At 72.6% G+C, this 12,912-nt stretch carries 12 protein-coding genes; 5 read left to right on the top strand and 7 right to left on the bottom strand.

Annotation, left to right across the window (positions count from 1 at the left end; translation table 11 throughout):
* Positions 1-52: 52 nt before the first annotated feature.
* Together ACK1X7_RS12215 and ACK1X7_RS12220 are read right to left on the bottom strand one after the other, a co-directional pair.
* A complete protein-coding gene (locus ACK1X7_RS12215; RefSeq protein ID WP_413115084.1) occupies positions 53-1,036 on the bottom strand; it encodes an alkene reductase in 984 nt (327 codons plus the stop codon).
* Positions 1,037-1,276: 240 nt separating this feature from the next.
* The gene (locus tag ACK1X7_RS12220) at positions 1,277-2,470 is read right to left on the bottom strand and encodes a glycosyltransferase (protein ID WP_398160107.1); all 1,194 of its coding nucleotides are present in this window, start codon (positions 2,468-2,470) and stop codon (positions 1,277-1,279) included.
* A gap of 277 nt (positions 2,471-2,747) precedes the next feature.
* Between ACK1X7_RS12220 and ACK1X7_RS12225 the strand changes: the two genes are divergently transcribed.
* Positions 2,748-4,691 carry a glycosyltransferase family 2 protein gene (locus ACK1X7_RS12225; RefSeq protein ID WP_385145693.1) on the top strand — a complete coding sequence of 648 codons (1,944 nt, stop codon included), beginning with the start codon at positions 2,748-2,750 and terminating at the stop codon, positions 4,689-4,691.
* A 33-nt stretch (positions 4,692-4,724) separates the two neighbouring features.
* Here ACK1X7_RS12225 and ACK1X7_RS12230 read toward each other — a convergent pair whose 3' ends face one another.
* The 4 genes from ACK1X7_RS12230 to ACK1X7_RS12245 all read right to left on the bottom strand — a co-directional run bounded on the left by ACK1X7_RS12230 (position 4,725) and on the right by ACK1X7_RS12245 (position 9,044).
* Positions 4,725-5,747 (bottom strand): glycoside hydrolase family 6 protein, encoded by a 1,023-nt coding sequence (locus ACK1X7_RS12230; RefSeq protein ID WP_413115085.1) that lies wholly within the window; start codon positions 5,745-5,747, stop codon positions 4,725-4,727.
* An 81-nt stretch (positions 5,748-5,828) separates the two neighbouring features.
* Positions 5,829-6,608, bottom strand: coding sequence for a cytochrome b/b6 domain-containing protein (locus ACK1X7_RS12235; RefSeq protein ID WP_390793869.1), 780 nt, complete (start codon positions 6,606-6,608; stop codon positions 5,829-5,831).
* Positions 6,550-7,284 carry a molybdopterin-dependent oxidoreductase gene (locus ACK1X7_RS12240; RefSeq protein WP_382956821.1) on the bottom strand — a complete coding sequence of 245 codons (735 nt, stop codon included), beginning with the start codon at positions 7,282-7,284 and terminating at the stop codon, positions 6,550-6,552. Before ACK1X7_RS12240 ends, ACK1X7_RS12235 begins: the two co-directional genes overlap by 59 nt.
* A gap of 104 nt (positions 7,285-7,388) precedes the next feature.
* Positions 7,389-9,044, bottom strand: coding sequence for an FAD-binding dehydrogenase (locus tag ACK1X7_RS12245; RefSeq protein WP_385145699.1), 1,656 nt, complete (start codon positions 9,042-9,044; stop codon positions 7,389-7,391).
* A gap of 274 nt (positions 9,045-9,318) precedes the next feature.
* Here ACK1X7_RS12245 and ACK1X7_RS12250 point away from each other — a divergent pair, with 274 nt between their 5' ends.
* From ACK1X7_RS12250 to ACK1X7_RS12265, 4 genes are all read left to right on the top strand, one after another.
* Positions 9,319-10,044 (top strand): hypothetical protein, encoded by a 726-nt coding sequence (locus ACK1X7_RS12250; RefSeq protein ID WP_413115086.1) that lies wholly within the window; start codon positions 9,319-9,321, stop codon positions 10,042-10,044.
* A 29-nt stretch (positions 10,045-10,073) separates the two neighbouring features.
* Positions 10,074-10,610 (top strand): NUDIX domain-containing protein, encoded by a 537-nt coding sequence (locus ACK1X7_RS12255; RefSeq protein WP_383141113.1) that lies wholly within the window; start codon positions 10,074-10,076, stop codon positions 10,608-10,610.
* 92 nt (positions 10,611-10,702) lie between these two features.
* Positions 10,703-11,083 (top strand): YidH family protein, encoded by a 381-nt coding sequence (locus ACK1X7_RS12260; RefSeq protein WP_385145713.1) that lies wholly within the window; start codon positions 10,703-10,705, stop codon positions 11,081-11,083.
* 18 nt (positions 11,084-11,101) lie between these two features.
* The gene (locus tag ACK1X7_RS12265) at positions 11,102-11,440 is read left to right on the top strand and encodes a DUF202 domain-containing protein (RefSeq protein ID WP_390793866.1); all 339 of its coding nucleotides are present in this window, start codon (positions 11,102-11,104) and stop codon (positions 11,438-11,440) included.
* Between the two features lie 381 nt (positions 11,441-11,821).
* Here ACK1X7_RS12265 and ACK1X7_RS12270 read toward each other — a convergent pair whose 3' ends face one another.
* On the bottom strand, positions 11,822-12,748 hold the full coding sequence (locus ACK1X7_RS12270) for an NADP-dependent oxidoreductase (RefSeq protein ID WP_385145705.1): 927 nt from the start codon (positions 12,746-12,748) through the stop codon (positions 11,822-11,824).
* Positions 12,749-12,912 lie beyond the last annotated feature (164 nt).

Here is a 12,912-nt window from a genome sequence, read left to right on the forward strand (position 1 = left end):
CGATGCGCGGGCAGAGGGCAGTGAAGGAGACGGTTGGCCCACGGCGTGGAACTCAGTCGCCCTTCGAGCCGACGGCGTCCAGGCGCGGGTAGTCGGTGTAGCCGCTGTGGTCGCCTCCGTAGAAGCGGGTCGGGTCCGGTGTGTTGAGCGGCGCCCCCGCCTCAAGACGCTGGGGCAGATCCGGGTTGGCAAGGAACAGCGCACCGTAGGAGACCATGTCGGCGGTGCCATCCTCGATGAGCGCAAGCGCGGCGGATCCCGTCGGCTCGGGGTGCGTTCCCGGGTTCAGAAGAAGGGCTCCGGACCACTGTTCGCGCAGCGTGTTCGTCAAGGCACGCTGTCCGGGAGCCTCCGCGACATGGAGGTAGGCCAAGCCCAGATCGTTGATCCCGTTGACGAGGTTCCCATACAGGGCTTCCGTGTCGTCTTCGACGATGTCGTTCAAGGTGGTAGCGGGAGAGATCCTCAGCCCGACCCGATCGGCGTCGATCTCCCGCGCCACCACGGAGACAACGTCCACGACGAGGCGCGTCCGCCCCTCGGTGCCGCTCCCCCACTCGTCGGTGCGCCGGTTGGCGTTGGAAGACAGGAGCTGGCCGAGGAGGTATCCGAACGCGCTGTGCACCTCGACGCCATCGAAGCCGGCTTCCATCGCGTTTCGAGCGGCCCGCGCGAAGTCGCTGATCGTCTCCGCGATCTCGCTCCTGTTCATCTCTCGCGGTACGACATGCGGCTTGGGACCGGCGACCGTGTACATCTCCCCACTCGCCGACACTGCCGACGGGCCGACCGGCCATGTGCCGGCCGGAAGCAGATCCGGATCGCCCAACCGCCCGGCATGCATCAACTGCGCGAAGATCCTGCCGCCTTCCGCGTGGACTGCCTCGGTCACCTGCCGCCAGGCAGCAACCTGAGCGGCTGAGCGAAGGAGGGAATCGCCGTGCGAGATCAGCTCGCGGAGGCAGCAGCCGACCGGAGTCCCCTGCACCGAAATCTCACCGATGCCCAGCGGGCACAACTCGACGAGGTTCTGCACCTCATCGTCAGACCTTGATCTGCGTCGCCGTAGGCGCGGCCCAGGGCCCCCAAGCGCAGCGGCTCGCCGCCCGCCTCACCGTCTCCGGAACGCCGACCGCAGCGTGGCTCGGCATGCAACCAACGGGCGCGGCGATCGGGCCGAGGCGCTGGGCCGTGCGGCCGGGCAGCCCGCGGATCTGTCGCGGCTGTCGCATCCCCGGCGAGGCGGCGGGACGCGATTGATGGCGCGCGAGCCGCCTCAGCCCGCGGGCGCCCCACGCCGTGGCATGCGGCGGCTGATGGGTGACACCCGCAGGCAGCCGTCCGGCCCACAGGTCGTGGCACGGTCGTAGAGGTCCATCAGGCGGCGGGCGCCGCGGGCGATGTCGTAGCGGTCGATGGCGTCCGGGACCGGGAAGCGCAGCGGGCCCGCGGCGGCCTGTCGGCGCAGGGCGTCGGCGAGGGCGGCCGGGCCGGGGGCGATCCGGCGGGCGCCGGGGACGGCCCCGGCGGGGAGTTCGTCGAGGGCGGGGCAGACGGTGTGCAGCACCGGCAGCCCGGCCGCCAGCCCCTCCAGCGCCGCGAGGCCGAACGCCTCCTCGGTGGACGGCGAGACCAGGACGTCCATGGCGGCCAGCAGCCCGGGCAGCCCGGCGGGCCGGTCGTCCGGCGGGGCCACCGCGCCGTCGCGCTCCCCCAGCAGCCGCACCCGGTCGGCCACGCCGAGCCGGGCGGCCAGGTCCTCCAGGGCGGGGCGCTCGGGGCCCTCGCCGACCAGCAGCAGCCGGGTGTCCGGCACCTCGGCGACGGCCCGCACCGCCGCGTCGAACCGCTTGTCCGCCACCAGGCGGCCGACCCCGCCGACCACGAAGGCCCGGTCGGGGAGGCCGAGACGGGCGCGGGCCGCCGCCCGGGCGGCCGGTTCGAAGCGGAAGTGGCGGGCGTCGATCCCGTTCGGCACCAGATGGATCCGGGGGTTGGGCACGCCCCAGTCGCGCAGCCGGTCGGCGACGGCGGCCGAGACGGCGACGGTGGCCGAGCCCAGCCGCTCGGCGGCGAGATAGCGGGCGCGGAGGGCGGCCGTGAGCGGTCGGCCGTCGATCCGCCGCTCGCCCAGGCTGTGTTCGGTGGCGATGACCGCCCGCACCCCGGCCAGCCGGGCGGCGATCCGGCCGAGCACACACGCCCGGTACAGATGGGTGTGCACCAGGTCGTAGCCGCCGGACCGGATGATCCGCACCAGTCCGGGCACGGTGGTGAGCTGCCGCTCGCGTCCGGCGCCCAAGGGCACATGGGTGACCGGGATGCCGTCCGCGCGAATGCCGTGCGCGGTGGCGCCCGGACCCGAGAGGGCGATGACGTCACAGCGCACCGGCAAATGGCGCAGCAGCAGCCTCAGTTGCTGTTCGGCTCCTCCGGCCCCGAGGCGGGAGATGATGTGCAGGACTCTCATCGGGCGACTGCGCCCCATCCTCCGTATTCCGATGGGCTTCGATCGGTGCCGACCCTGCCAGACGGCGGGATGTAAATCACGTAAGACGCGCACCGCTGGGCCGTCGGAGTGGATGTCTTATGGACCGTCAACAAGGGCGCGCCGAATATCCGAAGTGCACCGCCAGCCCTCATGGGATTGTTACCTTCTCATCTCGCGCGATGACCTGAAGAATATGGCCCGAATGGGTCATCGCGGCGCGCCATTCGGTTCGAGCCAGCCCCGCGGGAGTGCCCAGATGTCTGCACCGACCCCCGTCAGATTTTCCCCCCGGAAAGCCACCGCACACGCCGTATCCGCCGGGATGCCGCTCGCGCGTACCGCGTCGGATTCCCGCGTCCCGCACCACCGTTCCGCCTCGGTGTACGAGTACAAGCGGTACAGCGAGCTGGCGGGCCCGCTGACCAACGCCCCCACGGACCGCCCCTACCGGGTGCGCTGCCGGAGTCTGCTGGCACAGGAGCCGCACCGGATCCGTGCCGCGCTGCTGCTGTGCGCGGCGCCGGTGTGCTCGGCGCTGCTGCTGCTGTGGCTGCTGCATCCCGATCACTGGGTGCAGCGCGACTATGCGCCGTGGTGGCAGCGGGCGGCGGACCTCGCGATGCTGGTGTCGATCGCGCTGATCGAGGGCTTTCGCCTGTTCACGGTCGTCTCCAACGCCCATGCGACGCTGGTGGCGCGGGATCCGGTGCCGGTGGTGGCCCAGCCGGGGACCCGGGTGGCGTTCCTGACCAGCTTCGTGCCCGGCAAGGAGCCGATCGCGATGGTCCGGGCCACGCTGGAGGGGGCGGTGCGGATCCGGCACACCGGGCCGCTGGACGTATGGCTGCTGGACGAGGGGGACGACGAGGAGGTCAAGGCGCTGTGCGCACGGCTGGGCGTACGGCACTTCTCCCGTAAGGGCATCGAGAAGTGGAATCAGCCGAAGGGCGCTTTCCGGGCGAGGACCAAGCACGGGAATTACAACGCCTGGCTGGACGCGCATGGCGACGCATACGAATTCATGGCGTGTGTGGATACCGACCATGTGCCGCTGCCCAACTTCCTGGAGCGCATGCTGGGTTACTTCCGGGATCCGGATATCGCCTTTGTTGTCGGCCCGCAGGTCTACGGGAATTACGACACCCCGGTCACCAAGGCCGCCGAAAGCCAGCAGTTCCTTTTCCATGCGCTGATCCAGCGGGCGGGAAACGCCTATGGCGGCCCGATGTTCGTGGGCACCAACAACGCGGTGCGGATCAGCGCGCTGCGCTCGATCGGCGGGCTGTACGACTCGATCACCGAGGACATGGCCACCGGCTTCGAGCTGCACCGCCACCGCAACCCGGCCACGCGCAAGAAGTGGCGCTCGGTCTACACCCCCGATGTGCTCGCGGTCGGCGAGGGGCCGAGCACCTGGACGGACTTCTTCACCCAGCAGATGCGATGGAGCCGCGGCACCTACGAGACCGTGCTCAAGCAGTTCTGGAAGGGCCCGTTCACCCTGTCGCCCGGCAAGCTGCTCAACTACTCGCTGATGATCGCGTACTACCCGATGACCGCGCTCAACTGGATCCTCTCCGCGCTGTCGTGTGCGCTGTTCCTGGTGCTGGGCGCGGCCGGGATCCACATCCCCGCCGAGATGTGGATGATGCTCTACAGCGACGCGGCGATGCTTCAGATCGGGCTGTACATCTGGAACCGGCGGCACAACGTCTCCCCGCATGAGCCGGAGGGCTCCGGCGGGCTGGCCGGGATGCTGCTCTCGGCGCTGTCCGCCCCGATCTACGCCAAGTCCCTGTGCGACGCGGCGCTGCGCCGCACCAGCCGGTTCGTGGTCACGCCCAAGGGCGACTCGTCCAGCCCGGACCGGCTCTCCACGTTCCGTATCCATCTGCTGTGGGCCGGGGTGTTCGGCTCCTCTCTGGTCGCCTCGTTCTTCCTGGGCCACGCCCATCCGGTGATGCGGACCTGGGCGGTGCTCGCCCTCGCGCTGTGTCTGGCGCCGGTGGCGATCTGGTCGGCGGGGCTGTTGCGCCGCGGCCGGAAGCGCCCGGCGCGCGGAACGGTGCCGACGGCGCGCGACGCGGCCAGCCCCTGTGCGGTCCCGAAGGACAAGCGCCCCGAAGGGGCACGGGGCTGTGTCGATATGCGACTCCGCCGCGTGGGCGCGACCGGCCACAACGGCGCCGCAGTCGATTGACGGCGGCAGGTCGGGGCAGCTCCAGCGGAGCGCTCAGTGGCGGCGGGGGGCGTTGCGGGCGAGGTCGAGCGCGTACTTGGTCCACCAGTGGCCCGCCGGAGGCCCGCCGTTGCAGGTTCCGTCCGACTCTCCGGGCCGTTTGATCCACAGATAGGCGTCCACGAGGCGGTCTCCGGTGGTGGTGCTGGGCCGCTCGCCCAGCGCCCGCCCCGGCGGGTTGCACCAGGAGTCCCGGGCCCGGATACCGTGCCGGGCCGCGCCGCGCTGCCGCAGCGGGCCCTTGCCGTTGCGGCTGGTGTCGATGACGAAGTGGGTGCCGTCCAGGGCGGCGGAGAGCCGGTGGCCGTACGCCTTGGCGCGCCGGGTCGGCTGGAAGTTGGAGACGTTCAGCGCGAAGCCGTCCGCCTGCTCGATACCGCCCTCGCGCAGTGACCGCACCAGCCGGTGGGGGTTCTTGATCCAGCCCGGGTTCCCCGCGTCCACGTACACCCGCACATGGGGCAGCGCGGCGAACATGGCGACCGCGTCGCGGAGCATCGCCAGCCGGGCGGTGCGCAGCCTGGCCGGTACGCAGCCGTCGACGAGCTGGGCCACCGCGTCGGGTTCCAGCACGACGATCGCCTTGCGGTCGCCGATGCCCACGGTGATCTGCTCGATCCAGCGCCGGTACGCATGGGCGCTCCGCGCTCCGCCCGCCGAGTACCGTCCGCAGTCGCGGTACGGGATGTGATAGGCGACCAGGACCGGGGTGGACCCGGTCCGCGCCGCGGATTCGGTGATGAAGCGGACCCGTTCACGGGGCGGCGCGGGGCCGAGCCACTCCGCGACCGGCTGCTGAGCGATCTGCCGGATGAGCGCGGCGTCGCGGTTCTTCCCCTCGTCCTGCCGCTCCCGGACCTGCCGGGCGGCCGGGCTGTCCGGGTTCACCCAGAGCCCGCCCCGCCGCAGCGGGGCGTCGAACATGCGGCAGCCGCTCAGCGGAAGCATCGCCACGGCGCACAGGGCGGCATGCACCGCAAGCCGCATAACGGTCTTTGTTGCACCTTTCTCGCGCATGCGACGCATCATGGCACCGGGTGTCATGGGTTCAGCGGACGTGGCGCTCGTGGCCACTGGTTCAGCGGATGCGACGTGTGGCTATTGGTCCAGCGGTACCTGGCGCTCGTGCTCCCCGATGTCGTGCCCCGCGTCCTCGTCCGTACGCCACAGCGGATGCTCACGGGCCGCCCACGCCCGCTCGACCCGGCCCGTGCGCATCCCGCGCCGGGCCTCCGGATCGGCGAACGCCTTGCCGATATGGCCGATCAGGACGATGCCGATGGCCAGCGCCAGCCAGTCGTGGACGAAGGTGGCGCTGGTGCGCCACACCAGCGGGGCCAGACCGGTGAACCACATCAGCAGCCCGGTGCCCGCCATCACCAGCACCGCGCCCGCGATATACCCCGCGTACAGCTTCTGCCCGGCGTTGAACTTCCCCGCCGGGCGCTCCTGTCGCCGGTGGTCGCGGCGCAGCGCCGCGCGCAGCCAGCGGCGGTCGTGCGGGCCGAAGCGGTTGAGCCGGGTGAGATCGGCGCGGAAGGCCCGGGAGGCGAGCCCGAGCAGGGCCGGGACCGGTGTCAGGATGCCGCTCCACTCATGGACGGTGACGACGAGGGCGCGGCGGCCGACGAGTTCGGCCAGCTCGGGCAGATAGAGACAGCCCGCGCTGACCACGCACACGCCCAGCAGGAGGGCGGTGGTGCGGTGGATCCAGCGCTCGGCGAGGCTGAACCGGCGCACCCGCGACCCGCCCCCGTCCCGGTCCCGGTTCCCGGCTCGCGAAGACGCGGTCATCGTCCGCTCGGCGGGCGGAGTCGGCTCAGGCGGTGGGGTCATCGTCGCGTCCGTTCGATCTGCCGACCCAGGCGTCGACGTCATAGCCCCGGTCCTCCCAATAGCCGGGCCGCACCTCATCGGTGACGGTGATACCGGAGAGCCATTTCGCCGACTTGTAGAAGTACATGGGCGCCACATACAGCCGCACCGGCCCGCCGTGGGAGTGTCCCAGCGGCTTGTCCCGCAGCTTCAGCGCCACCAGGACGTCCGCGCGCCGCGCCTGATCGAGGGTCAGGCTCTCGCTGTACGCGCCGTCGAAGCAGGTGAAGCGGACGGCCTTGGCCCGCGGCCCCACCCCGGCGGCGTCGAGCAGCGTCGACAGCCGCACCCCCTCGAACGGGGTCTCGGGCACCCGCCAGCCGGTGACGCACTGGACATCGCGGACGAGGCGGGTCTGCGGGAGGGCGCGCAGATCGGCGAGGCGGTACTCGGCGGGCTTGTCGACGAGCCCGTCGACCGTGAGGCGGTAGTTGCCCGCGTCCTTGTGGGGCACGGAGGAGGTGACGGAGTAGTAGCGGAATCCCCCGCCGTTGGGGAGGAGTCCGGTGAACCCCGTCGGGTCCTTGTCGGCCACCGCGCCCAGGGCGGCCTCCAGGCGGCCCTGGAGCCAGGGGGCCGCGGCCATCGCGCCCGCGCCGAGGCCGAGCATGCCGAGGACGAGGCGCCGGCCGACGGGGGCGCCGTGGCCGTCCGATCCGGCACCGGTGTTGGGGTCCATGGGTCGATAAGAGCACCGGGCGGGGGTGGTGCGCCAGATCCGCCCGGGATTCGTCAGACTTCGGTAAGACTCCGGGAGCCGAGCCCGTCAGCCGCGCCCCGGGGCTACCCCACCGCCTTGGCCGCCGCCCGCCCCGCCGTACGGCCCGAGAAGAGGCAGCCGCCCAGGAAGGTGCCCTCCAGGGAGCGGTAGCCGTGCACTCCCCCGCCGCCGAAGCCCGCCGCCTCCCCGGCCGCGTAGACGCCGGGCAGCGGTTCGCCGCCCTCGGTCAGGACGCGGGAGGAGAGGTCCGTCTCCAGGCCGCCGAGCGTCTTACGGGTCAGGATGTTCAGGCGCACGGCGATCAGCGGACCCGCCTTGGGGTCGAGGATGCGGTGCGGGGCGGCGGTGCGGATCAGCCGGTCGGCCACATACTTGCGGGTGCCGCGCAGGGCGGTGACCTGGAGGTCCTTGGTGTAGGGGTTGGCGATCTCGCGGTCGCGGGCGACGATCTCCCGCCGCAGCTCCTCCTCGTCGATGAGCGGCTCCTTGGTGAGCTCGTTCATCCGCCGGACCAGCGCCGTCAGCGACCGCTCCACGATGAAGTCCGCGCCGTGGTCCATGAACGCCTGGACCGGGCCCGGGGCGCCGGCCCGGCCGCGGCCGATCACACCGCGGACGCTCTTGCCGGTGAGGTCCGGGTTCTGCTCGGAGCCGGAGAGCGCGAACTCCTTCTCGATGATCTTCCGGGTGAGCACGAACCAGGTGTAGTCGTAGCCGGTCCGCATGATGTGCTCGAGCGTGCCGAGGGTGTCGAAGCCGGGGAACAGCGGCACCGGCAACCGCTTGCCGCGCGCGTCGAACCACAGGGAGGACGGGCCGGGCAGGATGCGGATGCCGTGCCGGGGCCAGATCGGGTTCCAGTTCTCGATGCCCTCGGTGTAGTGCCACATCCGGTCGCGGTTGATGATGCGGCCGCCGGTCGCCTCGGCGATGCCGAGCATCTGGCCGTCCACATGGGCCGGGACCCCGGAGATCATCCGCTCGGGCGGGGAGCCCAGCCGCTCGGGCCAGTTGGCGCGCACCAGCTCGTGGTTGCCGCCGATCCCGCCGGAGGTGATGATCACGGCTTGGGCGCGCAGTTCGAAGGCCCCGGCGACCTCGCGGCCGCTGGGAGCGCCGCGCTCGGCGTCGCTGGGCTCCAGGATGTCGCCGGTGACGGTGTCGACCGTGCCCGTGCTGCGGGACAGCCCCGTCACCCGGTGCCGGAAGCGCAGCTCGACCAGGCCGCGGGCGGCCGCCGCCCGCACCCGCCGCTCGAAGGGGGCGACGATGCCGGGGCCGGTGCCCCAGGTGATGTGGAAGCGGGGCACGGAGTTGCCGTGCCCGGTGGCGTCGTAGCCGCCGCGCTCGGCCCAGCCGACGAGCGGGAACAGCCGCAGCCCCTGGGCGTGCAGCCAGGACCGCTTCTCGCCCGCCGCGAAGTCCACGTACGCCTCGGCCCAGCGGCGCGGCCAGTGGTCCTCCTCGCGGTCGAACCCGGCCGTGCCCAGCCAGTCCTGCCAGGCGAGTTCATGGCTGTCGCGGATGCGCAGGCGGCGCTGCTCGGGCGAGTCGACGAGGAAGAGACCGCCGAAGGACCAGTGGGCCTGGCCGCCGAGCGACTGCTCGGGCTCCTGGTCGAGCAGGATCACCTTACGGCCGGCGTCGGCCAGTTCGGCGGTGGCGGCGAGGCCCGCGAGCCCCGCGCCGACCACGATCACGTCCGCGTCGTACGCCATGGTGTGGTGTCCGTTCTCGTGAGCCCGCCGACGCCCGCCGACGGCGTCATGACCGCGATCCTGCCTACCGCCCAGTACGCCGTCAACCCGGGGTGTGGGAGCGGTTTCCGGCCGCTTCCCGACCGCCAACTCCCCCCGCGAAACCTGGACGTAGAACAAAAGGTCACAATCGTTCACCGAGATTGGACACGGTTAGGCCAACCGTGCATCATCATCGACCATGGCTGACCGCTCCGTTGAGCATTCAGGGCCGACGCCCGAGGTGGAACGTCGCGTGGTGAACCCGACGCTCGTCACCCCCGGCCCGCAGCCCCTCCAATCCGGACCACCCGCGGACGAGGCACAGGTGCTCCGCGGCGAGGTGATCGGGGCCCGGCACGCCCGCCGCCGCCCCGTGGACAACCGCCGTAAGGCCGCCGCCGGGGCGATTCTGCTGTCGGCCACCGGCGCCGCCACCGCCCTCTTCATGCTCATGGGCAAGGACTCCCGTGAGGCGACGGCCGCCCCCGGACACGACACCTCGACGGCCGTTCCGGACGAGCCGGAGAGCCACACCGTCCCGTACGCCGAGGCGGCGGTGGGCGACACCCCGCTGCGCGGTGCGCGCGCCGAGAAGCCCAAGCCGCAGCCGCCGGCCGCCCAGCCCGTGGCCCAGGCCCCGGCGGCCGACTCCATACCGGACAAGCCCCGGACCCCGTCGTCCGGCAAGGACCGCTCCACGCCGTCCTGGCCGGGCTGGTCGGACCGGGGGCCGGGAGAGTACGACGACTGGCAGGACGCGGTGGAGGCGTTCGACCGCTGGGCCGAGCGGCAGCAGGAGCGGCAGCGCGACGGGAACGGCGGCTCCGGGCCGTACACGCCGGGCCAGGGGCAGGGCGGCGGCGGTTACGAGAACGGCTACGGGGGCGGGTACGGCGGCGGCTATGGCGGCGGAAACGGCTATGGCGGCGGCCATGGGGGCGGCTACGGCGGCGGGTACGGCGGTGGCCACCGGCGCTGACCGCGCCCGCGATCTGCTTGTATGGCGGTATGCCTGATCAGGAACCGCTTTCCGCCAACGAACTACTCGACATCGTGGACGAGCGGGACCGCGTGATGGGCCAGGCCCGACGCGGTGACGCCATGGCCCACCGGCTCCGGCACCGCTGCGTCTTCATCCTGGCCCGGGACGCCCAGGACCGCGTCTTCGTCCATCGCCGCACCGCCGAGAAGCTGGTCTTCCCCTCGCTCTACGACATGTTCGTCGGCGGGGTCGTCGGCGCCGGCGAGGGCTACGACGAGGCGGCGCTGCGCGAGGCGGAGGAGGAGCTGGGGGTGCGGGGGCTGCCCGCGCCCGTACCGCTGTTCTCGTTCCTCTACGAGACGCCCGAGCACACCTGGTGGAGCCGGGTCTACGAGGTGCGCTGCGAACTGCCGGTCGATCCGCAGACCGAGGAGGTCGCCTGGCACGCCTTTCTCACCGAGGAGGAGCTGACCCGGCGGCTGCCCGAGTGGGAGTGGGTGCCGGACGGGCGGGAGGCGTACCGGCGGCTGATGGAGTGGCGCCGTGAGAGGGTCGAAGCGTGACCGAATCCTCCGGGCCCGGGCCTTCGGAGCCGCCGCGGCCTTCGGAACCCGCGCGGCCTGCCGAGCCGCGTGGCGGCGGTCTCGCCTCGGCGGTGGCGGACGTACGGCTGTGGTTCGCGCCCGAGCGGCTGCGGGACGAGGGCGGCACCCCCGACTACCGCTTCTCACTCGCCAACGAACGAACCTTTCTCGCCTGGCTGCGCACCGCGATGGCGCTGGTGGGCGGCGGATTCGCGGTCGACCAGTTCCTCCCGGAGACGGCCCGGCCACTGCGGCTCGCACTGGCGCTCATCCTGCTGGCGGGCGGCGCGCTGTGCGCCCTGCGGGCCATCAGCCACTGGGTGCGCTGCGAACGGGCCATGCGGCGGGGCGAGGACCTGCCGATGTCCCGCTTCCCGGTGGTGCTGGGGCTCGCGGTCGGCGTGGTCGCACTGCTGATGGTGATCGTGGCCGCCTTCGGGTGGGGCGGTTGACCCGGGAGGTGTGAGGCGATGCCGGAGGGGAAAGGGACGCACGGACCACGAACGCTGGACCGGGACCCCGGGCTCCAGCCGGAGCGGACGCGGCTGGCCTGGCGGCGTACGACGCTGGCGTGCGCGGTGGCCGCCTCGCTCGCGGGCCGGCAGACCCTGCACAGCGGGACCGACCCGGCCTCGCTCGTGGTCCTGGCCCTGGTGGTGGTGGCCTGGCTGGCCTTCCTGGCGCTGGCCCACCGCCGTATCCGGGCCATGCGCATGCCACGTCCGCCCGCCCTGTCCCCGCGGGCGGCCGTGGCCGCGGTGGCCTGCACCCTCGCCCTGGCCGTCCTGGGAGCGGCCATGCTGCGCTGAGGCCACCTGAGGGCCGGCCCTCGCCCTCGCCCCTCGGCCGCGGGGATGGGTCGCAGGTGGCCAGGGCAAGAGGCCGGGTGCGGGGTTTGGGGCGACTCCGGCGGCGAAGTTCCCCGCCCCGCCCCTTCCCGAAACAAGGGGCTCCGGCCCTTGGCCCCCTCCGAGGCTCCGCCCCGGACCCCGTAGAGCCGCGCCCCGCACGCCACTCGGGCCCCAGGGCACGCGCCCCTTGCCCCCGCCGGGCTCCGCCCCGGGCCGGCGCGACCCCCGCGGGGTACGAGAAGCACGGCCTCTTGTTTCGGGAAGGGGCGGGGTGGTGGCTCCGCCCGCCGCAGGCGCCCGCCCCGCGCCCGGCCGACGGGCCCTGTGTCCCCGGCTCGGTCAGTCCACCGCGATGGCGATCTTGCCCCTGGCGTGGCCCTCCATGCTCAGACGCTGGGCGTCCGCCGTCTTCTGGAGGGGGAAGACCGCGGCGACCTCGACGCCGAGGGCGCCGCGCTCGGCGAGGTCGGTGAGGTCCTGGAGGTCGTCGGGGTCGGGGCGGACGAAGACGTAGCGGCCACCGAGGCCGAGGACGGCGGGGTCGGCGATGGAGGCCAGGCGGCCTTCGGGGGCGAGGAGTTCGGCGGAGACGGCGAGCGCGTCGCCGCCGACCGGGTCGAGCACGGCGTCCACCCCGTTCGGGGCGAGGGCGCGGACCCGCTCGGCGAGGCCCTCCCCATATGTGGTCGGCTCCGCGCCGAGCGCGCGCAGATACTCGTGGTTGCGCTCGCCCGCGGTGCCGATCACCCGGGCGCCCATATGCCGGGCCAACTGGACCGCCATCGAGCCGACCCCGCCCGCCGCCGCGTGGACCAGGACCGTGTCGCCCTCACCGACCCTCAGCGCCCGCACCAGCGACTGGTAGGCCGTCAGGCCCGCCAGCGGGATGCCCGCGGCCTGGGTGAAGGAGAGGTTCCGCGGTTTGCGGGCGAGGGTACGGATGGGCGCCGCCACGTACTCGGCGCAGGTGCCCCGGGAGAGGAAGTCCTCCCGTACGTATCCGATCACCTCGTCGCCGGGCCGGAACTCCGTCACCGCGGGGCCGGGCCGCTCCACGACCCCGGAGACGTCCCAGCCGGGGATCACCGGGAAGACCGCGTCCAGGAACGGTTCGAGGTTGCCGGCCTGCGCCTTCCAGTCGACGGGGTTCACGCTGGCGGCCCTGACCCTGATCAGGACGGAGTCGGGGCCGACCTTCGGCTCCGGCCGCTCCCCGTACTCCAGGATCTCGGGGCCGCCGTAGCGGCGGTAGGTGATGGCCTTCATGGTGGCGCTCCTCGCGGCTCTCGCGTTCCGGCGGTTCCCGCAGCTCCTTGCGGCTCCTCGCGGCTTCTCGCGACTCTCGCTTCCTCCTTTTCCCCGTTCCTCCCCTTCGACGCTCCTGCTCCCCCACCGCCGGCGCAAATCCGCACCACCGCGGCCCCCGGCCC

It is taken from the genome of Streptomyces sp. CY-1 (assembly GCF_047218265.1).
GTDB lineage: Bacteria > Actinomycetota > Actinomycetes > Streptomycetales > Streptomycetaceae > Streptomyces > Streptomyces niphimycinicus.